20 protein-coding genes are annotated in these 20,812 nt (G+C 66.1%); 15 read left to right on the top strand and 5 right to left on the bottom strand.

Annotation, left to right across the window (positions count from 1 at the left end):
- Positions 1–192 precede the first annotated feature (192 nt).
- From H5T77_RS11545 to H5T77_RS11500, 10 genes are all read left to right on the top strand, one after another.
- Entirely contained in the window at positions 193–1,392 is a 1,200-nt protein-coding gene (locus H5T77_RS11545; RefSeq protein ID WP_292649218.1) for an RtcB family protein, read from the top strand.
- A gap of 139 nt (positions 1,393–1,531) precedes the next feature.
- Positions 1,532–1,915: a hypothetical protein gene (locus tag H5T77_RS11540; RefSeq protein ID WP_292649216.1), complete on the top strand. Its 384-nt coding sequence runs from the start codon at positions 1,532–1,534 to the stop codon at positions 1,913–1,915.
- Between the two features lie 170 nt (positions 1,916–2,085).
- Positions 2,086–2,403: a hypothetical protein gene (locus H5T77_RS11535; RefSeq protein WP_292649213.1), complete on the top strand. Its 318-nt coding sequence runs from the start codon at positions 2,086–2,088 to the stop codon at positions 2,401–2,403.
- Positions 2,404–2,487: 84 nt separating this feature from the next.
- On the top strand, positions 2,488–3,219 hold the full coding sequence (locus H5T77_RS11530; RefSeq protein WP_292649211.1) for a helix-turn-helix transcriptional regulator: 732 nt from the start codon (positions 2,488–2,490) through the stop codon (positions 3,217–3,219).
- Complete coding sequence (gene sufB / locus H5T77_RS11525; RefSeq protein WP_292649209.1) at positions 3,216–4,634, top strand: Fe-S cluster assembly protein SufB; 1,419 nt, start codon at positions 3,216–3,218, stop codon at positions 4,632–4,634. The genes H5T77_RS11530 and sufB overlap by 4 nt, the downstream gene beginning before the upstream one ends.
- Positions 4,634–5,815 carry a Fe-S cluster assembly protein SufD gene (sufD, locus tag H5T77_RS11520; RefSeq protein WP_292649208.1) on the top strand — a complete coding sequence of 394 codons (1,182 nt, stop codon included), beginning with the start codon at positions 4,634–4,636 and terminating at the stop codon, positions 5,813–5,815. Before sufB ends, sufD begins: the two co-directional genes overlap by 1 nt.
- Positions 5,812–6,570, top strand: a complete 759-nt coding sequence (gene sufC, locus H5T77_RS11515; RefSeq protein ID WP_292649207.1) for a Fe-S cluster assembly ATPase SufC — start codon at positions 5,812–5,814, stop codon at positions 6,568–6,570. Before sufD ends, sufC begins: the two co-directional genes overlap by 4 nt.
- A 1-nt stretch (position 6,571) precedes the next feature.
- On the top strand, positions 6,572–7,825 hold the full coding sequence (locus H5T77_RS11510; protein WP_292649206.1) for an aminotransferase class V-fold PLP-dependent enzyme: 1,254 nt from the start codon (positions 6,572–6,574) through the stop codon (positions 7,823–7,825).
- 23 nt (positions 7,826–7,848) lie between these two features.
- A complete protein-coding gene (gene sufU / locus H5T77_RS11505; protein WP_292649204.1) occupies positions 7,849–8,289 on the top strand; it encodes a Fe-S cluster assembly sulfur transfer protein SufU in 441 nt (146 codons plus the stop codon).
- 143 nt (positions 8,290–8,432) lie between these two features.
- A complete protein-coding gene (locus H5T77_RS11500) occupies positions 8,433–8,768 on the top strand; it encodes a metal-sulfur cluster assembly factor (RefSeq protein WP_292649256.1) in 336 nt (111 codons plus the stop codon).
- 266 nt (positions 8,769–9,034) lie between these two features.
- Here the strand turns inward: H5T77_RS11500 and H5T77_RS11495 are convergent, their stop codons facing one another.
- Positions 9,035–10,288 (bottom strand): tyrosine-type recombinase/integrase, encoded by a 1,254-nt coding sequence (locus H5T77_RS11495; protein ID WP_292649202.1) that lies wholly within the window; start codon positions 10,286–10,288, stop codon positions 9,035–9,037.
- A 200-nt stretch (positions 10,289–10,488) separates the two neighbouring features.
- On the opposite strand from H5T77_RS11495, the gene H5T77_RS11490 reads away from it, so the two are divergent.
- A complete protein-coding gene (locus tag H5T77_RS11490) occupies positions 10,489–10,677 on the top strand; it encodes a helix-turn-helix transcriptional regulator (protein WP_292649198.1) in 189 nt (62 codons plus the stop codon).
- Positions 10,678–10,974: 297 nt separating this feature from the next.
- On the opposite strand, the gene H5T77_RS11485 is transcribed toward H5T77_RS11490, so the two are convergent.
- Complete coding sequence (locus tag H5T77_RS11485) at positions 10,975–11,775, bottom strand: hypothetical protein (protein ID WP_292649196.1); 801 nt, start codon at positions 11,773–11,775, stop codon at positions 10,975–10,977.
- Positions 11,776–12,001: 226 nt separating this feature from the next.
- On the opposite strand from H5T77_RS11485, the gene H5T77_RS11480 reads away from it, so the two are divergent.
- The 3 genes from H5T77_RS11480 (at position 12,002) to glyS (ending at position 16,009) form a co-directional block, all read left to right on the top strand.
- Positions 12,002–12,481, top strand: coding sequence for a hypothetical protein (locus H5T77_RS11480; protein WP_292649193.1), 480 nt, complete (start codon positions 12,002–12,004; stop codon positions 12,479–12,481).
- 493 nt (positions 12,482–12,974) lie between these two features.
- Complete coding sequence (locus tag H5T77_RS11475; RefSeq protein ID WP_292649190.1) at positions 12,975–14,018, top strand: glycine--tRNA ligase subunit alpha; 1,044 nt, start codon at positions 12,975–12,977, stop codon at positions 14,016–14,018.
- Positions 13,913–16,009, top strand: a complete 2,097-nt coding sequence (gene glyS / locus H5T77_RS11470) for a glycine--tRNA ligase subunit beta (protein WP_292649253.1) — start codon at positions 13,913–13,915, stop codon at positions 16,007–16,009. Before H5T77_RS11475 ends, glyS begins: the two co-directional genes overlap by 106 nt.
- 300 nt (positions 16,010–16,309) lie before the next feature.
- Here glyS and fxlM read toward each other — a convergent pair whose 3' ends face one another.
- The 3 genes from fxlM to H5T77_RS11455 form a co-directional block, all read right to left on the bottom strand.
- A complete protein-coding gene (gene fxlM / locus H5T77_RS11465; protein ID WP_292649188.1) occupies positions 16,310–18,076 on the bottom strand; it encodes a methyltransferase, FxLD system in 1,767 nt (588 codons plus the stop codon).
- Positions 18,077–18,283: 207 nt separating this feature from the next.
- A complete protein-coding gene (locus H5T77_RS11460; RefSeq protein WP_292649185.1) occupies positions 18,284–19,078 on the bottom strand; it encodes a glycosyltransferase in 795 nt (264 codons plus the stop codon).
- A gap of 7 nt (positions 19,079–19,085) precedes the next feature.
- Positions 19,086–19,907: a GntR family transcriptional regulator gene (locus tag H5T77_RS11455; RefSeq protein WP_292649182.1), complete on the bottom strand. Its 822-nt coding sequence runs from the start codon at positions 19,905–19,907 to the stop codon at positions 19,086–19,088.
- Positions 19,908–20,508: 601 nt separating this feature from the next.
- Between H5T77_RS11455 and H5T77_RS11450 the strand changes: the two genes are divergently transcribed.
- Entirely contained in the window at positions 20,509–20,796 is a 288-nt protein-coding gene (locus H5T77_RS11450; protein ID WP_292649179.1) for a hypothetical protein, read from the top strand.
- The last annotated feature ends 16 nt before the right edge of the window (positions 20,797–20,812 follow it).

Below are 20,812 nucleotides of genomic sequence, written 5' to 3'. Positions count from 1 at the left end.
CGCTCCGCCGCCGGGAACCCCGGTCTGGCGAGCGAAGCCTGCCTGCCGTCCGGCCTCCGCTCGGACCGCATCGGCCAGGAGCTGCCGACGCGCTGAGCCACAGCGCATCCCGTCGAAGGGCCGCTCCCGCCGAACAGAAACCCGGCCGGAGCGGCCCTTCCGCATGTCCGGCCACGACCCGAGGAGAGAAGAATGACGAACGAGTTTCCGATCGCCCTGGCCGGTGCCAAGGCCGAGACCCTGATGTGGGCCCGCCCGCACGAGATCGAGCATGCCGCTCAGGACCAGTTGCGCAACATCTCCAAGCTGCCGTGGGTGCACGGTCTCCGGGTGATGCCCGACGTGCATCTGGGAAAGGGTGCCACGGTCGGGTCCGTCGTCGCGATGAAGGACGCGGTCTCGCCGAGCGCGGTCGGCGTCGACATCGGCTGCGGGATGATGGCGGTCAAGACCTCGGTCACGACCAGCCACCTCCCCGACGACCTCGGCGCGCTGCGCTCGGCGATCGAGGAGGCGGTCCCGGTCGGCTTCCAGGCCAACGATGGCCAGGCCGGCGTGGTCCGCAAGGACCTGAAGCTGAAGGTCGCCTTCGACAAGCTCTTCGGTGGGTTCGAGGAGCTGCGGGCGCCGCGGCTCGACGACCGGCACAAGCGGGCGGTCGCGCAGTGCGGCTCGCTCGGCTCCGGCAACCACTTCATCGAGGTGACGTCGGATGACGACGGCGTCGTGTGGTTGATGCTGCACAGCGGGTCCCGCAACATCGGCAAGGAGATCGCCGAGCGGCACATCTACGCGGCCAAGGGGCTCGAGCACAACCTCGGCCTGCCCGACCGCGACCTGGCTGTCTTCCTGGCCGGCACCGCGGAGATGGACGCCTACCTGCACGACCTCTACTGGGCCCAGGACTACGCCAAGCTCAACCGGCGGATCATGATGGCCACGGTCAAGAACGTCTTCGCGCGCTTCTTCCCTGAGGTCGTGTGGGGTCGCGAGGTCAACGCCCACCACAACTACGTCGCCCGGGAGACGTACGACGGCGTCGACCTGGTCGTCACCCGCAAGGGCGCGATCTCGGCCAAGTCCGACGAGCTCGGGCTGATCCCGGGGTCGATGGGCACGGGCTCGTACGTCGTGCGCGGGCTCGGCAACGAGGCCTCCTACTGCTCCGCCTCCCACGGCGCGGGACGGAAGATGTCGCGTACGAAGGCGAAGAAGACCTTCAGCGTCGCCGACCTGGCCGCCCAGACCGAGGGCGTCGAGTGCCGCAAGGACGCCAGCGTCGTTGACGAGATCCCCGGCGCGTACAAGTCGCTGGAGAGCGTCATCGAGGCGCAGACCGACCTGGTCTCGATCGAGGCCCGGCTGCGCACCCTGCTCTGCGTGAAGGGCTGAGGTCGTGAAGCTGAGAGTGGTCTCCGGGCCGCTCTCAGTTTCACAAGCCGACGATCCGGCCGTCGACGACTGCTACCGCGCTTTTCGCAGCATCCGCGAGCGGTTCCGTGTGCCGTCGCTGACCGGTACGCTCTCGAACATGAGATCGACTAGCGGTGTGTCCCGGTGTGACGTACCGCTGCCGTTCGACGTCGCCGCCCGTGCGGTGCCCGCGCCCGCCATGCGAACGCGGGTGCCTGCATTGGAAGACGGAAGGCAGGTCCACCGACTTGTCGGCGCTCACCTGACCTCCCGCGGCCTGCCGCCCGGCTCCGACCTGGTGATCAACCCCGGTCGACCCAAGCGCGGGGAGGTGGCGATCGTGCGTTTTGGCGGCCGCACCAGGGTCGGTGTCTTCGACCTCGAACGTGGACGCGCGGTCCTCCGCTCCGACCGTGGCACGCGCTGGCTGCCGCCCGACACCGTCTACGTCGGCGTCGCTTCTCTCGCCTCGCCGACCCTCGACGGGATGCCGGCGAGCTGATCCCCTCAGATCTGTCGGTGCTTGGTGAGGATGTGGCGCAGGTTTTCGATGTTGCCAAGGGCGGGCAACCGCGAGGGACCTAGCCGGTGGGGCAGGTTCACACGCGGCCACCCGCGCACGTTGCCCGGCCGGCTGCTGCCTCAGCTATGACGGGGGACAAGGCCAACCACATGATCCCGTGGTTGAAGTACCTCATGATGACGTTCCTCACGGCAGGTGCGAAGGCGGAGGGGCCAGCAGGTTTTGAGGATTTCACCTGCGATCACGTCCTCAACGGGATGGTCGTGGGATCGCGCCGCGACAACGGCGAGCTCTATGCGATCGCCGTCCACGACAACCAGGTCGAGGTGGAGATGCTCTGGCCGGGGGTGAAGGACTGGAGCACCTACCCGCCGCTCGGCTCCACGCATCGCCGACCACGCGATGAAGGCGGCTCGCCGCTGATCGGGGTGCGCTGCCGGTTGCTGCCAGGCCGCGTGCAGTGGTGACGTACGGCACATTGTCGTTCCCCGCCGAGGAAGTAAGGGTCACCTTCGTTGAATCCCCCGGGGGAATAACGTCACAATGGTGTTGTGAAATTCGACGAGAGCACTCTGCAGCCCGCAGAGCCCAACGAGGAGAGCACCCGTCAGCGGGTCGCTCGCTCGCTGCTCGTCGACGGCCCGCAGACCGCTGCGGCGCTGGCGAAGCGGCTCGACCTGACGCCGGCTGCGGTCAGGCGCCACCTGGACGCCCTCGCTGACGAGGACGCCGTGGAGCAGCGTGAGCAGCGCATCGCTTCCACGCGAGGGCGGGGCCGTCCGGCCAAGCTCTTCGCGCTCACCGACCAGGGTAGGGACGGCTTCGAGAAGAAGTACGACGACCTGGCGGTCGAGGCGCTGCGGTTCCTCTCCGAGGTGGCAGGCGAAGAGGCCGTACGGGAATTCGCGGAGCGCCGCGCAGCGTTCATCAAGCAGGGACTGGATCGGATCGCCGCCAGCGAGACGGATCTGAGCCCCGCCCAGGTGCTCGCGAACGTGTTCACCGCCAACGGCTACGCCGCCTCCGTCCGGGAGCTGCCGCTGATCAACGGCCACGACGCCGGTGAGCAGCTGTGCCAGCAGCACTGTCCGGTGGCTCACGTCGCCCAGGAGTTTCCCGAGCTCTGCGAGGCGGAGACAGAGGCCATCGCGAAGCTGCTCGGCACCCACGTACAACGCTTGGCCACCATCGCCCACGGCGACGGTGTCTGCACGACGCACATCCCTCCTGGATCCTCCGGTCCCGGCGAAGTTTCGAAGAAGAAGGAGCAGGTCACGACATGACCTCCATCGAGGAGCTCAACCCTGAGCTGAAGGGCATCGGCAAGTACGAGTTCGGCTGGGCCGACTCGGACGTCGCCGGTGCTACGGCACAGCGCGGTCTCAACGACGCCATCGTCCGCGACATCTCCAGCAAGAAGTCCGAGCCGCAGTGGATGCTCGACATGCGCCTGAAGGGCCTCAAGCTCTTCGGCCGCAAGCCGATGCCCACGTGGGGCTCCGACCTCTCGGAGATCGACTTCGACAACATCAAGTACTTCGTGCGTTCGTCGGAGAAGCAGGCGACCTCGTGGGAGGACCTCCCCGAGGACATCAAGAACACCTACGACCGGCTCGGCATCCCCGAGGCGGAGAAGCAGCGCCTGGTCGCTGGTGTCGCCGCGCAGTACGAGTCCGAGGTCGTCTACCACTCGATCCGCGAGGACCTCGAGGAGAAGGGCGTCCTCTTCCTCGACACCGACACCGCGCTGAAGGAGCACCCGGAGCTCTTCCAGGAGTACTTCGGAACGGTGATCCCGGTCGGCGACAACAAGTTCTCCGCGCTGAACACCGCGGTGTGGTCGGGTGGCTCGTTCATCTACGTGCCCAAGGGCGTCCACGTCGACATCCCGCTGCAGGCCTACTTCCGGATCAACACCGAGAACATGGGCCAGTTCGAGCGCACCCTGATCATCGCCGACGAGGACTCCTACGTTCACTACGTCGAGGGCTGCACCGCGCCGATCTACCAGTCCGACTCGCTGCACTCCGCGGTCGTCGAGATCATCGTGAAGAAGAACGCCCGCGTTCGCTACACGACCATCCAGAACTGGTCGAACAACGTCTACAACCTCGTCACCAAGCGCGCCGTCTGCGACGAGGGCGCGACCATGGAGTGGGTCGACGGCAACATCGGCTCCAAGGTGACCATGAAGTACCCGGCCGTCTACCTGATGGGCGAGCACTCCAAGGGCGAGACGCTCTCCATCGCCTTCGCCGGCGAGGGTCAGCACCAGGACGCGGGCGCCAAGATGGTCCACGCCGCCCCGAACACCTCCTCCTCGATCCTGTCGAAGAGCGTTGCCCGCGGTGGCGGCCGGACCTCCTACCGCGGCCTGGTCCAGATCAACGAGGGCGCGCACGGCTCGAAGTCCAACGTCCTGTGCGACGCGCTCCTGGTCGACCAGATCTCGCGTTCGGACACCTACCCGTACGTCGACATCCGCGAGGACGATGTCTCGATGGGTCACGAGGCCTCGGTCTCGAAGGTCTCCGCCGACCAGCTGTTCTACCTGATGTCGCGCGGCATGGCCGAGGACGAGGCGATGGCGATGATCGTGCGCGGCTTCGTCGAGCCGATCGCCAAGGAGCTCCCGATGGAGTACGCCCTCGAGCTGAACCGCCTGATCGAACTGCAGATGGAAGGAGCGGTCGGCTGATGACCGCAGCTGTACAGGAGGCCCTGGAGCTCGGCACGGTCGAGTCCCACCTCCACCCCGAAGGCTCTTTCGACGTCGACGCCCACGAGGTGCCGAAGGGTCGCGAGGAGATCTGGCGGTTCACCCCGCTCAAGCGCCTCAAGGGCATCCACGACTCGGCGCCCTTCGCCGACGGTGCTACCAAGGTCGAGGTCGAGGCTGCTGCCGGAGTGAGCGTAGAGACCGTGGCGGCCGACGACGCCGTACGCGGCACCTCGGGTCTGGTCCCGACCGACCGTGTCTCGGCGCGGGCCTGGGCGGCGTCGACCGGGGCCACCGTCGTGCGCATCCCGACCGACACCGTCATCGAGGGTGCGACCGTGATCCGTCACCACGGCACCGGCTCGGAGACCGCCGGCGCCGGTCACGCGGTGATCGTCGCGGAGAAGTTCGCCAAGGCGACCGTGGTGCTGGTCTTCGAGGGCTCTGCCGTCGTCGCCGACAACATCGAGATCGTCGTCGAGGACGGTGCCGACCTGACCGTCGTCTCCGTCCAGGACTGGGCCGACGACGCCGTCCACCTCTCCACCCAGCACGCCAAGGTCGGCCGCGACGCCAACCTGAAGCACGTCTCGGTGAGCTTCGGTGGCGACGTCGTGCGCCACGACTTCACCGCCGAGTACGCCGGCCCCGGCGGCTCCGTGGAGGCGCTCGGTCTCTACTTCGCCGACGCCGGCCAGCACATCGAGCACCGTCTCTTCGTCGACCACACCGCCCCGAAGACCAAGTCCAACGTGGTCTACAAGGGTGCGCTGCAGGGCGAGAAGGCCCACGCGGTCTGGATCGGCAACGTGCTGATCCGCAAGGAGGCCGAAGGCATCGAGACGTACGAGGAGAACCGCAACCTCATCCTCACCGACGGTGCCTGGGCCGACTCCGTGCCCAACCTGGAGATCGAGACCGGCGAGATCGAGGGCGCGGGCCACGCGTCGGCGATCGGCCGGTTCGACGACGAGCAGCTCTTCTACCTGCAGAGCCGCGGCATCGCCGAGACCGAGGCCAAGCGCCTGGTCGTGCACGGCTTCTTCAACGACCTCATCCGCCAGATCGGCGTCCCCGAGCTCGAGGAGAAGCTGACGAGCACGGTCGAGGCCGAGCTCGCCAAGAACATCAACACTCTGATCACGAAGGACAACGTATGAGCACGCTTGAGATCAAGGACCTCACGGTCTCGGTGGAGACCGAGGACGGCCCGAAGGAGATCCTCAAGGGCGTCACGCTGACCATCAACTCCGGCGAGACCCACGCGATCATGGGCCCCAACGGCTCGGGCAAGTCCACCCTTGCCTACTCGATCGCCGGTCACCCGAAGTACACCATCACCGGCGGCACCGTCACCCTCGACGGCGAGGACGTCCTGGAGATGTCTGTCGACGAGCGCGCCAAGGCGGGTCTCTTCCTCGCGATGCAGTACCCCGTCGAGGTTCCCGGCGTGAGCGTGGCCAACTTCCTGCGCACCGCGAAGACGGCGCTGACCGGCGAGGCCCCCAAGCTGCGTACCTGGGTCAAGGACGTCAACGGTGCGATGGACAAGATGCACCTGGACCCGACCTTCTCGCAGCGCTCGGTCAACGAGGGCTTCTCCGGTGGCGAGAAGAAGCGCCACGAGATCGCCCAGCTCGACATCCTCGACCCGGCGTTCGCGCTGCTCGACGAGATCGACTCCGGTCTCGACATCGACGCGCTCAAGGTGGTCTCCGACGGCATCAACGACTTCCGCGCCCGCGACGGCAAGTCGGTCCTGCTGATCACCCACTACACCCGCATCCTGCGCTACATCAAGCCTGACCACGTGCACGTCTTCGTGGCCGGCCGGATCGCGGAGTCGGGTGGCCCGGACCTCGCCGAGGAGCTCGAGGCCAGCGGCTACGAGCGGTTCACGAGCGCGGCGGTCTGACATGAAGGGTCTGCTGCCCGACCTGGATCTGGTCCGCAAGGACTTCCCGATCCTGGAGCGCACCTTCGACGGCGGCGAGACCCCGCTGGTCTACCTCGACAGCGCCAACACCTCGCAGAAGCCGCAGATCGTGATCGACACCATGGTCGACCACCTGGAGCGGCACAACGCCAACATCGCCCGGGCGATGCACCACCTGGGCGCCGAGGCGACCGAGGCTTTCGAGGGGGCGCGCGACACCGTCGCGCGCTTCCTCGGCGCGCCCGAGCGCGACGAGGTGATCTTCACCAAGAACGCCTCGGAGGGTCTCAACCTCGTCGCCAACACGGTGCCGCTGAGCCCCGGTGACGTGGTCGTGACCACCGAGATGGAGCACCACTCGAACATCGTTCCGTGGCAGCTGGCCACGCAGCGGTCCGGTGCGTCGTTGAAGTGGTTCGGGCTGACCGACTCCGGTGAGCTCGACCTGTCGAACATCGACGAGCTGATCACCCCGGCGACCAAGATCGTGGCGCTGACCTGGGTCTCCAACATGCTCGGCACCATCAACCCGATCGCCGAGATCACTCGGAAGGCCCACGAGGTCGGTGCGCTGGTCGTCATCGACGCTGCCCAGGCCGCCCCGGTGCTCCCGATCGACCTGGCGTCGATGCCGGAGGAGGAGCGTCCTGACTTCCTCGTCTTCACCGGCCACAAGGTCGTCGGCCCGACCGGCATCGGGGTCCTGTGGGGCCGGCGTGCCGCGCTCGAGGCGCTGCCGCCGTTCCTCGGCGGTGGCGAGATGATCGCGACCGTGACGATGGAGAAGGCGACCTACGCTCCGATCCCGCACAAGTTCGAGGCCGGCACCCCGCCGATCGCCGAGGCTATCGGTCTCGGTGCGGCGCTCGAATACCTGATGCACGTCGGCATGGAGAACATCCACGCCCACGAGCAGGCGATCACGGCCTATGCACTGGAGCGTCTGGCGAGCGTGCCCGGTGTGACCGTGCTCGGCCCGCCCGACGCGGCCAAGCGCGGCGGCGCGATCTCCTTCGAGCTCGACGGAGTGCACCCGCACGACGTGGCTCAGGTGCTCGACTCCAAGGGTGTCGCCATCCGCGCCGGGCACCACTGCGCCAAGCCGGCCCACCAGCGGTTCGGCGTACAGGCCTCCAACCGGATGTCGTCCTACCTCTACACCACGCCTGCTGAGATCGACGCGCTGGTCGAGGGGTTGGAATACGTACGTAGCTTCTTCAAGTTGGACAAGTGATGACTGCCGCGAACCTAGAATCGATGTACCAGGAGATCATCCTGGACCATTACAAGAACCCGCACGGGAAGGGTCTTCGCGACCCCTTCGAGGCGGAGGTTCACCACGTCAACCCGACCTGCGGTGACGAGATCACCCTGCGGGTGCACGTCGTCGGCGGCAAGATCGAGGACATCTCGTACGACTCCCTCGGCTGCTCCATCTCGCAGGCCTCGGCCTCCGTGCTCAACGACCTCGTCGTCGGCAAGACGGTCGATGAGGCGATGGTCATCCACGAAGAGTTCCTGCGGCTGATGCAGGGCAAGGGCCAGGTGGAGCCCGACGAGGACATTCTGGAGGACGGCATCGCCTTCGCCGGCGTCGCCAAGTTCCCCGCCCGGATCAAGTGCGCGCTGCTGTCGTGGATGGCCTGGAAAGATGCAGCCGCCCAGGCAAACGAGCACGCGCTCGCTGAGGAGAAATGATGACTGAGACCGACCACAGCACACACGACCACGCGGGTCACGACCACGCCGGTCACGACCACGCCGGTCACGACCATGCAGGTCACGATCACTCCGACCACTCGGGCCACGGGCACGGGCACGAGGCTCCGGAGTGGCAGGGCATGCGTTCGTCCACGGTCGAGGGCGCGAGCCTGAAGATCGAGGACGTCGAAGAGGCGATGAAGGACGTCGTCGACCCCGAGCTCGGCATCAACGTAGTCGACCTCGGCCTGGTCTACGGGATCCACGTGGAGGAGCACTCCAACGTGGTCCTCGACATGACCCTGACCTCGGCCGCCTGCCCGCTGACCGACGTCATCCAGGACCAGACCTCGCAGGCTCTGGAGGGCATGGCCAACGACGTGCACATCAACTGGGTCTGGATGCCGCCCTGGGGTCCGGACAAGATCACCCCCGACGGCCGCGAGCAGCTGCGCGCCCTCGGCTTCAACGTCTGACGGTTCCACGCCGGAGGATTCTGCACGCTTAAATGGCAGGTCAGACCAGCACCCTCGTGCCGCTGACCTGCCATTTTGCATCTCACGGACACGTTCGCTGGAGTGCTTGGGCTCAATAGGAGCGTGGCATGGGGGATCTTGGTGGGTGTCAGATCGGATGAGTGGTTCGGGGCGCTGTAGGGCTCTGAGGGGTGCCTGAGGTATCCGAGCTTGCGCGTAGTCCAGCGCGTAGTTTCGCAGCGCACGAGCCTGATCCCCGGATTCGGCTAGGGCTTGGGAAGCTTGGCGGCGGCCGCGAGACCCCTGAGGTCGCGGACGTCGGTGTAGTGCTTCTGGGCGACCTTCTCGGAGTGGCCGAACTGGGAGTTCAGCACGGCCGGCGGTACGTACCCTTCGTAGAAGCTTCGCAGCGTTGTGCGCCACATGTGGGACCGCTCGGAAAGCATCACGTCGATGCCCAGTTCCTTGGCGCCCAATTCGTAAAGCTCGCGGACCGCTGCGCCACAATTGCTGCGAGCCCACATCTTTGAGGGGTCCGAGGGGGAACCGAGGACGTACCCGATTGCTTCGGTCTCATGCTGACGGTCAAGGAAGCGCTTGGCCACCCGTTGATCGAGTACGAGAACGACTCGGGCGTCGCCGGTCTTGGCGACTTCCTCGGTGATGTCGAAGCTGATGACGCCTTGGTCATTGACCTGCATCAAGGGCCAGGTGAGGCGTCGGGCTTCGGTTTGTCGCAGCCCTGTCGTCATCTGGAGGAGGGTCATGTCGATGGCATTGCGAATCTTTTGGATCCGCACCTCTTTCGGCCAGGCATGACCCTTCATGATGATGAGGTCGGCGGGTTCCAGGGCTAGGAGCCAGCGGAGAAATCTCTTGTACTGCTTTCGGTCGATGGCGCGGCCACCTCGTGTCCGCGTGGCCTTCTTCTTGCCGGTGACGGTCGATAGGCGCATCCCGGCGAGTGGGTTCGCGGGTACCAGGTCGTCGCGGACGAGTTTCTGGATGAGGTACTCGTTCAATATGGTTCGACAATGCCGGGCCTTCGCGACCCCGTGGCGCTCGGAGACCTCTGCGAGCAGGTTCTCCAGTGGGGCACGGCGAATTCCTGCCCCGATCGTGTATGACTTGAGCCCGAACTCGTGGCGTCTTCCTTGCCTAGAGCATTTGACGCACTTGCCGAGCACCATCTCCAGGGCTGCGTCATAGCTGGCTCTAGTCAGCGGGCGGAGGTCGGCCTTCTTCAGGGCAGGCTTGGTCACTTGGTTGATGTACTCGGAGAGGGGAGTAGTCAGCTTCCAGTCTCCACCCCCGGTCTGCAGTAGTTCCTTAGCCTTGCTTTTGGCGCGCCGACGGGCTTCGCCGACAGTTGGTCCGAACGAGCTCGGCCTCTTGGTACGGCCATCACGCAGAACGATCGTCCACTGGATTCGCCACGAGCCGTCGGGCTGTTGGATGGGGTGCACTCGATCGATGCTGTCCTCGCCAGGGGCGAGTTTGCTGGTTGCTGCTCGGGTCACAAACAGAGCGTAGCCCAACTAGTGTGATTAACGCATGTTCAAAGTAAACTAGTGTTAGTTCTGCATGAGACGAAGGGGCTGTCTGGATAGTCCCGCGACCGAAGGATGCTGCGATGACGAGTCCGCGCAATGTTGACCGAGGTCGCGCTGGTCCACATGCTGAGGTATCGGCGGGGGCGCGAGCGTCGCATGGTCCGGCAGTGCGGGCGCTGCATGACCGAATGGCATTGACGCCGGAAGATGCGGCGGTGTTCATGGGCATCGCTTGCGCAACCCTCAAGAAATGGCGTGGCGCGGGCGATGGGCCGGCGTACGTCAAGGTCGGGTCAAAGATTGTGTACCTCGTGGAGGACCTCGAGTCGTTCCTGCGCGCGCATCGAGTGGCTTGACTGCTCTTTCGGCGGATGGCCGGCGGGAGGTCGGCCAATCGGCACGCGCTCATGGGTCGAAGCTCTCTCGCGGGGTTGACTCGTATGCGCCGGCGTCCGGGGCGCTCGGGGCACGTGTTGCCGGCCAGGCTTTCCGTGTCTGCTGTTGGAGGTGTTGACGAGTGGAGCCTGGGGAGTTTCTGCAGAAGTCGCGCTCGCCACGGGTGGGTCACGAGAGCGTGTGCCTACCCTCCATGCTGCTGCGGCCTTCGGGGACATGTTGGTCCCATCGCTGATGGGCAACTGGCTCGATGTTCGTCAAGTCTGGGTAGCCTGGTCGACCTTCTTCGTTGCGGCCTCGACGATCTCCAAGAAGGCGGTGGGGTCCTTGACGCTCCCGTCGGTTCGGACGGTGATTACTGTTGTGTGGCGAATGATGTATGCGAAATAGACATCGGTCAGCGTGCCGTCGGGCTGGCCCCATGTCTGTGCTAGGCCGATGTTGTCCCTGCTGAGATCGAGGACCTTGATGCCTCCCGTGTATGCGGATCCGTCAGGCCTGGTCACTTGGTAGGAGGCGCAGGCCTCCGGCAGTTGATCGAGGGGGTGGCGAAGTTGCTCCGGCTCGAGGCTGGGGTCGTTGGTGATGGAATGGGTTACGAGCGCACCGTCGCTGTTCTGGTACGTCGTCTTCTCCTGAATAGGCGCGCCGTCCCACTGTTGCTGGATGGTGTCAAGCCTTGCCCAGGCTGATGCGCAGCTGGCGGGGGAGAGTCCTGTGGTGTCGAGTGATGTGAAGCTGCGCTTCACGGCGCTGTCCTCCGGGCGCCAGTCTTTGGGGAGGTCGTCCGCCTCGAGGAGAAGCGTTTGCGCCTCTGTTGGGGTAAGCCTTCCGGAGTGCACGTGCTCGGCGGGTTCTGTGTGGTCTGCTGACCTGCAGCCGGCGGTGAGTGTGACGACGGCCATGGTGGTTGCTGTGGCGGTGATCCAGTGCATGAATATCGTCGTCGCCCCCTTGTTGAATCGAACTGCGTCTGCCGCTCCGCTTTCGACGGTCTTTGCGTCTTGTTGGATGTCGTCGTGGGGCGTGCTTGCCCACTTGCAATGTGATGTTTTCACATGATAGCGCGATGAACATGTGAAAATCGCATGATTCGTTGTCTGTCTGCCTCGCCCGACGCGTTTGCATGGGACCTCGAACCGCGCCCAGCTGCCGGACGGCGACGATGACAGCACTGATGCTGGGGTGGGTCGCACGGCGCGGCGCCCCTTGTGCTGTGATGTGAGCATGCGCCCACCCGCACCGCCAACGGTGCCTGGCACGCTGCCACCGCGACTGCGCGACGTGCCCAGGATGGTGTGGTGGGCCGAGCGCGGCTACGTGCACGGGATCCGGAATGGAACCGCCGCGGAACGGATCTTGTCGTTGATGTTGGCGTTCCTGTGGTGGCCGGCCCACGTGCTCTTAGTGGTCGTGCAACTCGTGGTGGTCAGGTGGCCGGCGTCCCGGTACTACATGACTCTCGACCGCGACGCTGTCATAGCGGTGATCGGAACCAATCGGCGCGGCTGGATCATCCTCGACCATATGTCCGCACGTCCGGGCTGTGGCAGCGGCCGTGACCTGCGCCGAGCGGTCCTTGCGATGCTTCGCGAGGCTGCTGACGAACGAGGAATGGTCATCGAGACGACCGCTACTACCGGCCGTCTCGCTGAGGTCTATCACGCGGATCTTCCTGGTCTCGGTATTGCGGGGAAGGCGTTCCCGCGGGGGAAGCGGATGCGGTGCGAGCCGGACCGCGTCCAGGGGCCGGCCACTCTCTGACCAAGGCTGGGCACTTGGTGGGCCGAACGTGACCGTCGATGGGCCTCATCAGGTGCCTCAGGCACGCGACGGTCCGCGGCGGCCACCTCGTGCCCGTGACCGGTCGGGGACTGACCGGTGACCTCCCCGCTGCCGACACCTATGCGCACATTGCTTGAATCGGCCGGTGCTGAACCCTGAACGCAGCCCCCAACACCCTGAGGTTCACTCCGTGAGTGGCGGTGAGAGGAGAGGTGGTTCCGATGACGGGGTTGTCGGCTCGCGGTGAGCCCGTAGCTGGTCGTTGATGGCGATCAACCCGAAGTTTCTCTATGTCACTATCGCGTCGCAGGCGCTGCCAAGGTGATGCAGAGGCGCAAGATATCCGGTGGTCTCGCGACGAAGTCGGCTGAGAGGATGGCTTCCAGGAAACCTGGGCCGATGATGTTCTTGGCCGTGTTTCTGTGCGCATTTTCCAGGTTCGGGACGCGCTCTCGCCTTCGACTGATGAACGATGGAACTGATGCTGAGTCTCCAGGACGTATTGCTGCGACTGACTGCCTACTGGACCGAGCGCGGCGCGATGATCGTGCAGCCTTTCAACACCGAGGTGGGTGCGGGTACGGCTAACCCGGCGACCACGCTGCGGGTGTTGGGGCCGGAGCCGTGGCGGGTGGCCTACGTTGAGCCGAGTGTTCGGCCCGACGACAGCCGCTATGGGAAGAACCCGAACCGGCTGCAGACCCACACTCAGTTCCAGGTGATCTTGAAGCCGGACCCGGGCGACCCCCAAGAGCAGTACCTGGCGTCCTTGGAGGCGATCGGGGTCGATCTTGGCGCGCACGACATCCGGTTCGTTGAGGACAACTGGGCGTCGCCCGCGCTCGGCGCGTGGGGTCTGGGTTGGGAGGTCTGGCTCGACGGCTTGGAGATCACCCAGTTCACCTACTTCCAGCAGGCCGGCACGCTCAAGCTCGACCCGGTCTCGGTGGAGATCACCTACGGTATTGAGCGCATCGTGATGGCCCTGCAAGGTGTCTCTCACTTCGCCGACATCGACTACGCGCCCGGGATCACCTATGGCGAGGCGTTCGGTCAGAGCGAGTACGAGATGAGCCGCTACTATCTCGACGAGGCTGACATCGTCAGCACGCAGCGGCTCTATGACTTGCATGCCGCGGAGGCGCAGGCGATGCTCGATGCGGGCTTGGCGTTGCCCGCCTACTACAACGTGCTCAAGTGCTCGCACGCCTTCAACGTCCTTGACGCGCGTGGTGCGGTCTCCACGGCGGAACGAGCGCGCGCCTTCACCCTGATGCGGATGCTGTCCAAGGGTGTGGCCGAGTTGTGGGTCGATCGACGCGGCGAGCTCGAGTTCCCCCCCCCGGTACGGTCGCGCCGCCGAAGCTGCCGAGTCCGCTGCCCATGCCGGAGGTCACCCAGTCTGAGCGGCTGCTCTTCGAGATCGGGGTCGAAGAGCTCCCCGCGGCAGAGGTCACTCGGGCCAGGGACTGGCTGGAGTCGACGATCACCGACCGGCTCGCCTCGACCAAGCTGAGCCACGGAACAGTCCACGCTTATGCGACTCCGCGTCGTGTGGTGGTGCTCGTCGAGGATGTCGCCGCCTGTGAGGAGGACGCGGTCGAGACCCTGCGCGGCCCGCGGGCCTCTGCCGCGTTCGATGAGACCGGGGCTCCGACGCGCGCCGCGACCGGCTTCGCGGCCAAGCACGGCCTCGACGCTGCGCAGTTGCAGCGGGTCGAGCACGAGGGCAGCGAGCATGTCGCTGTCGTACGTAACGTGGAGGGCCGGCCTGCGCCTGAGGTGCTCTCGGCGTTGCTCGCTCAGGTTGTAGTGGATCTGCGTTCTGAGCGCAACATGCGGTGGAAGGACCCCGCCTTGTCTTACGCTCGCCCGGTGCGTTGGCTGCTCGCCCTGCTCGGTAGCGCCCCGGTCCCGGTCACGGCCTCCGAGCTGACCAGTGGGACGACGACACGTGTTCAGCGGATGGCACCCCAGCCGATTGTGGAGGTCTCCTCGGCTGAGGGCTACCTCGAGTTCCTTGGTGAGCATGACATCGTGGCTGATGAGCAGGCGCGTAGGTCGATGATTCTCCACGCGGCTCAAGCCCATGCTGCGAAGGTGACCGGCCGAGTGGATCTGGAGGCAGATGCTTCCGTGGTGGATGAGATCGTCAACCTCGTTGAGTCGCCCGTGCCGATCCAGGGCTCCTTTGATGAGCGCTACCTGGACCTGCCGCCGGAGATCCTCACCTCGGTCATGCGTAAGCACCAGCGCTACCTGCCGCTACGGACCACCGACGGCCTCCTACCGCACTTCCTGACCTTCGCCAACGGTGCCTGTGACGTTCCCACGGTCACCCGAGGCAACGAAGCCGTGGTCCGGGCGCGTTTTGAGGACGCCCTGTTCTTCTGGGAGGCCGACCTGCAGGTCCCTCTGCAGACGATGAAGGACGGCTTGGCGAAGCTCACGTTCGAGGAGACCTTGGGTTCGATGGCCGACCGCGCCACACGGATCGCGGTCGTCGCCAAGGCGCTGGGGGAGCGGGTGGGGCTCGATGACGCCGAGCGCGCCGCTCTGCATCGCGCAGCGGAGCTGGCGAAGTTCGACCTTGGCTCGCAGATGGTGATCGAGATGACGTCGCTGGCGGGCACCATGGCCCGCTATTACGCCACCAAGGCGGGCGAGAGCCCGGCGGTGGCCGCGGCACTGGCAGACTTGGAGCGGCCCCGTACCTCCGAGGATGCCGTGGCCACCAGCGCCGCGGGTGCGGTCCTCGCGATCGCTGACCGCACGGACCTACTGGTTGGCCTGTTCGCCGTTGGCGCCAACCCCACCGGAAGCTCGGACCCGTTTGCCCTGCGCCGGGCAGCGCTCGGTCTCTTGGCAACCATCCGCTCGAACCCCATCTTCGAGGCCGTCACGGTCAACGACGTCCTCCAGATTGCGGCAAAGGCCATTAGCGGCCAGGGTGTGGCCGTCTCCGAGGCGGCCTTGTCCGCGACCGGGGACTTCGTGCATGCACGGTTCGAGCAGTCCCTCCTCGACGCGGGGAACTCTCCGGACGCGGTTGCCGCGGTCCTTCCGCTCGCTGATGAGCCGCGGCGCGCGGAGGCCACCTTGACCGACATCGAGAACCTGGCCGGAGAGGAACGACTCGCCTCGCTCGTCGAAGCGGTCCAGCGCGTCCGCCGGCTCATCAAGGATGCCGATCCCGACGGCGACCCGGCGCTCTTGACCGCCCCCGTCGAGCAGAGGCTCGTCACCGCAATCGAGGCGCTCCAGGCCACACTCGAGGGAACGACGGCGACTGTGCCCGAGCTCATGTCGGCCTCGAGCGAGACGATCAGCGCCCTGGAAGATTTCCTTGATGAAGTCCTCGTGATGGATGAGATCCTCAAGGTTCGAGACGCCCGCATCGCGCTGCTGGCGACGGTGACCCGCATCGCTGGTCGTACTGGGGTCGACTGGGACGCGATGAGCCGCTTCGTAGCGACAGAGCGCCAGCCTGTTGACGCCATGGCATGAGCCATCACGCACACTGCAACGGGCCCGGGACCTCACTTGATGTCTCGGGCCCGCTCAGTTCGGTGGGCGGGTCATGTGCGTATGTCGTCGACCGGCCACTGTTAAGTACTCGGTCACCAGACGCCTCGGTCTCATGACCGCCCTCGTCGTACAAAGGACCTGAGGGCCAAACGGTGAAGGACCGGCCCGGCCTTTACGGGCGAACGGCAGCACGTGACCCTTGTTTGACCTCATAGAACTCGCCGCCGCGGCATGGGTGTCGATCGCTCTCCTCACCTGTGGAAGGGTGGAGGGGCGGCGTCACTGGTGCACCTGCCAGGTGAGGGCTACGTGACCATGCTTCTTCTTGAGCAGTAGAGAGTGATCGACTGCTTCGGCGGGTGGTGTGTCCTTGCGGAGGTAGCGGATCTTGGGCTCGCTGGGCCGTCCCGCGTGGTCCCATGCTTGGAGCAGCGTTATGACTCGTCCAGCGGCTTCCGCGCCTTCCGGGCCGAACCCGCGGGCTCCGAGTTCGAACCCGTCGTCGGTGTTGCTCAGGTCGCGCATGGTGAGTGTCGAGAACGCGTCGTAGGTGACCAGCGCGTTCGGCCATACAGTCAGGACCCTGTCGGGATGGAGGGCGCCACCGGCTGGGCTCATCGCCCCGCACCACTCGGGTTCGTGGCTCGTCATCCACAACAGCATCCCTGACAGATCGACCTGCCCCTGCGCGATCGAGACGCCCGACCAGGCCTCGGTGCTCTCGCCGCTGAGCATCTGGCCAAGGTCATCCGGATTGAGCGGCATCACACTGTCCGAGGTGAATGTCACCGGAATCCCGGCGGGGTCGGTGACGTGCATTTGGTGACGCACGTGTGCGCCGATGCCCTGCATCGGGACGAACCCACACACTTGGGACGAGGTCGCCACCAGGTGGTCGTCTTTGCGGCGGAGGGAGAGCGACCTGGTGGTGAGCCCCATCGCCAGCGGGACCACGAGGTGGCCTGCGGGCGCGAGTTGGTCGGTCCAAGCCGATGGGATGTCCCAGGCTCCGACGGTGACGATGATCGCGTCGAACACGCGCTGGCCGGGCAGGGGGAGCTCGGCGTCGGCGGTGATGACCTCGACTCGGTCGCCGTACCCGGTTGCCTCGAGGAACCGCTGGGTGCGTGCGGTGACCCACGGGTCGACGTCGACGGTGACCACGGTGCCGTGCTCGCCGACAATCTCGGAGAGCAGGGCGGCGTTGTAGCCGCCGGAGCCGATCTCGAGCACCCGGTCGCCAGGGCGCAGGCGAGCGGCGAGGGCCATCTGAGCCTGCAGCCACGGCGCGGAGACCGACGAGATGGGCATCCCGGTCAGGTCGTGGCGGGTCATGATCGCCTGGTCGATGTCGTAGGCGTCAGAGAGCGGCGTCCCGGCGGGAACGAACATATGGCGCGGCACCGTCGCGAACGCGGCCAGGACCGATGGGTCGGCCAAGTCGGGGTTCGCCGCGAGGGTCTCGACCATCGCCTTGCGTGCGGTGGCGGCGTCAGCGGTGGTGATCTCGCCGGTGGCCCAGCGCAGGTTGTTCTCGGCGCGGGTGAGTGCCTCTCGCATGAGCGGCTCAGCGACCTGCCACGCCACCGGCACCTCGCTGGACTCCGGATAGCGCTCGCGGATCTCGGCGAGCAGGTCGTCGAACGTGTATCTCTCGCCTCCCGGTCCCGACGTCAGGTCGGCGGCGGCGAGTAGGTCGTCGAGCGGTGTGTCCTCGAACCCGAACTCGGCGTGCTCATCGGCCAATCCGCGTGCGTATGCCTCGAACCGGGCACCGGAGTGGTGGGCCACCAGATCGACCACGGTCGGCGGCCAACCCTGCTCACGAAGATGGAGCGCACCGTCGATCGGGGCGTACCCGGTGCGCTCGAGCTCGGGGGCGTGCCCGATGTCGTGCAGCCACGCTGCGGCCACGACCGTGTTCCGCTGCTCGGGTGGGAGGCCTGCGGCGAGCTCGGCAGCGCGTTCTGCGGTGCCCTGAGCGTGTTCCCAGCGCTGCCCCATTGGGGCGAGGAACCGCTCGGCGAGGTCGCGTGCCTGAGGCACCAGGGTGTCCATATCGTTCAGATTTCCTCTCGTTTGAGGGTCGCGGTCCAAGGCGACCGCGACATGGGTGAGCCGCCTCGCGACGCTATCGGTGCGCCGTCGAGGTCCCGGCCAGCGAGGTCCGACACATCGACACGCCCTGGGCCGCTGCCCACCAGGGGAAGGGGACCACGCGCCCCAGCGCCATTTCCATCGCTGGATTGAGGCTTAGGCCTCGACGGCTGCCGCGGTGTTGACCGTGGTGTTGATGGTGGTGATCTTGGTCCAGTCCCACTGGAGGTGTCGCAGGGCGTCGGCCCGGGCGAGCCCGATGCTGCGCATGCCGGGTGTGTTGATGACGGGCTGGGATGCGTCGCGGGTGGCGGTGGTCTGTTTGGGCCAGCGCCGGTACAGGATTGACGGCACACCCAGCATCCAGCCTGGTGCTACTGCTTCGAGTGCAAGCAGTAGCGCGACGTCTTGTCCGACGGGTAGTGCGGGCCAGCCGCCGAGTGCGTGGACGAGGCTGGTGTAGGTGGTGGTGGTGATTCCGAGCACCGGAAGTAGGCCGGCTTCCTCTCCGTCGCGGAGGCAATTGTCAGGCAGCGGTCCTGTTTCTGGGTCGCGTGGCCCGCGTTTGATCTGTCCGTCTTCGAGGAGGTCCAGGGCGGGGGAGACGACCCAGCCGACGGGGTTCGAGGTCAGTGCCTCGATGTCGCGGGTGAGCGCGCCGGGGGTGAGTTGGTCATCAGCGTCGAGACCGCGGACGAACACTCCATTGACGTGGTCGAGCGCGAGGGTGCGCGCGGCGGCGGCACGCCCACGCGGTCCGGTAGCGTAGGTGATCTGGGGATGGTTGGTGGGGATCCGTGTCGCTGGTGAACCGGTTTCGCCGTCTTCTTGGACGACCCATTGCCAGTCCCAGCCTGGCGGGAGCTGCTGGGTGGCGATGCTGTTCCAGGTCTGGGTGAGGTGGTCGTCGCGTCCGGCGAGGACGGCGGTGATCAGGGAGATGGTGGGCATTGTCGCGTCACTGGGCTTTCGGGAGGTCGAGGACGAAGCGGAGTTCGGCGCGGTCTGCTGGCCAGGCGACTCGGGTGGCGCAAACGACGCGCCCGGTGGGGTCGCTCATGCACCCTGCCGCCCGCAGGATGGGGATGCCGGGGTCCATCTCCCAGCGTTTGATCTCGATAGTCGTGGGCGCGCGGGCGGTGATGGTGTCTTCGTTGTGGGCGACCTCAACCCCGACGGTCGAGAGTTGGTGTTGAGTGCCTCCGGGCCAGGGTTCCTCGTCTTGGTCCAGCAACTTGGGGTTGGCCTCGATGATGCTGATCGGGAGGAATGAGGTCGACCAGGCGAGGCGTCGGCCGGTCGCGGTCTCGACGGTCTCGTACTCGCGCTGCAGCAGCGGAGTACCCGGGTCGTACTCAGGGACGGTGTCGTCAGCGACGATGCGGGTGTAGGTCGCTGTGAAGGTGGCGTCACGGATGCTGATGCCGGTGGTGTCTTCGAGGTGGCCACTTCGACGCCGAATCTCTTCGGGCAGGTGGATGCTCTGTTTCTCCTTGATGAGGGCTGCATTGGAGAAGGTGATCTTCGGGGGCGGGGTGCGCACGAGGAGTCGTTTGCCCTGTCCGCCGGTGACAAGGGCCTGGGTCCTCAGTGAGTTGTGGGCCTGTCGGGCCGTGCCTTGGGAGACGCCGTAGGTGTCCACGAGCTCGCCGAGGGATGGGATGGGGTCTCCGGGCCCGAGCTCTCCGCGTTCGATCGCGATGCGGATGTCGTCGGCGATGCGAAGCCAGCCAGGCCGGTCGACGGGTGTCTGCGCGATGTGCTCGCTGGGGGTGGTCACGCCGAGAGTCTAAGACTTTGTTGACAAAGTAGCGAGGATTGGGGGTAGGTTAACCGTGCTGCTTTGCTAACAAACTGATGAGGAAGGAGTGGTCGCTCGTGACTAGTTGCATCACCCGGCCTGCACCGCGCCACGCCCCAGCGGGGTCGCCACCGTCCCCTCGCGGTCTACGGCCGAGCGAAGTCCCTGTGTCTGGCCGAGTCCGGCACGATCGCGTTCACGGGCACAACGACATCGCGGTCTGTACCCGCTGTGCGGGTACGTGGCGGATTGACACCACCGACGGTTCCTGGCTGGTCGACCTCGATCGCCGTCTCCTCATGAACCTGGCCAACCCGAATCAGCCGACACTCACACTCCTGCGTCTGGCCCTCACCCAGCCGGGTCAGCCGCTGACCTTCTCCGTCATGACGCGGCCCCGCGACGACTACTCAGCCCTGGTCGAGACCCGCAGCACTGGCGCCGTCACAGGTCTCACCCGGCTGAGTGCTCCCATGACCCGCTGCGCGAGGTCATCGGGACCGCGACCTGGTCCATCCCTGGGGAAGCCGTCCTTGGAATCGACGTCGACTCCAACTGGCCAAGAAGAGTGCTGAGCGCCTTGAGTGAGAAGCCGACTTCCGAGACCGCCGCTGGCGGGCCGGGGCAGCTGACGCTGTGGCGGATCCTGGCCAACCCGCCGGGCCGGATCCACATCGAGGATGAGTCCACCAGCGCCGGTGTGGTGACACTGTGCGGCGCCCGGATCCCCGAGGACGCCGATGCCCTGACCAGTCGCCAGCCCGAGACCCGAGTCCGGAACCCGGACGCCCCGATGTGTGTGACCTGCCTACGCGGGCTGGACCACACCCGCGCGACCAGCAAGATCGTCCCTGCTGCCGCCCTATGAGGAGGACAGCAACCGA

The organism is Nocardioides sp. (assembly GCF_014360585.1).
GTDB lineage: Bacteria > Actinomycetota > Actinomycetes > Propionibacteriales > Nocardioidaceae > Nocardioides.
Note: the sequence above shows the minus strand (reverse complement) of the source record. Positions and strands in the feature narration are given on the sequence as shown.

What these genes read in the sequence shown, in the direction of transcription:
- H5T77_RS11545 (WP_292649218.1), top strand. Translation starts at nt 193, where the DNA reads ATGACGAACGAGTTTCCGATCGCCCTGGCCGGTGCCAAGGCCGAGACC.
- H5T77_RS11540 (WP_292649216.1), top strand. Translation starts at nt 1,532, where the DNA reads ATGAGATCGACTAGCGGTGTGTCCCGGTGTGACGTACCGCTGCCGTTC.
- H5T77_RS11535 (WP_292649213.1), top strand. Translation starts at nt 2,086, where the DNA reads ATGATCCCGTGGTTGAAGTACCTCATGATGACGTTCCTCACGGCAGGT.
- sufB (WP_292649209.1), top strand. Translation starts at nt 3,216, where the DNA reads ATGACCTCCATCGAGGAGCTCAACCCTGAGCTGAAGGGCATCGGCAAG.
- sufD (WP_292649208.1), top strand. Translation starts at nt 4,634, where the DNA reads ATGACCGCAGCTGTACAGGAGGCCCTGGAGCTCGGCACGGTCGAGTCC.
- sufC (WP_292649207.1), top strand. Translation starts at nt 5,812, where the DNA reads ATGAGCACGCTTGAGATCAAGGACCTCACGGTCTCGGTGGAGACCGAG.
- H5T77_RS11510 (WP_292649206.1), top strand. Translation starts at nt 6,572, where the DNA reads ATGAAGGGTCTGCTGCCCGACCTGGATCTGGTCCGCAAGGACTTCCCG.
- sufU (WP_292649204.1), top strand. Translation starts at nt 7,849, where the DNA reads ATGTACCAGGAGATCATCCTGGACCATTACAAGAACCCGCACGGGAAG.
- H5T77_RS11500 (WP_292649256.1), top strand. Translation starts at nt 8,433, where the DNA reads ATGCGTTCGTCCACGGTCGAGGGCGCGAGCCTGAAGATCGAGGACGTC.
- H5T77_RS11475 (WP_292649190.1), top strand. Translation starts at nt 12,975, where the DNA reads ATGGAACTGATGCTGAGTCTCCAGGACGTATTGCTGCGACTGACTGCC.
- H5T77_RS11460 (WP_292649185.1), bottom strand. Translation starts at nt 19,078, where the DNA reads ATGCCCACCATCTCCCTGATCACCGCCGTCCTCGCCGGACGCGACGAC.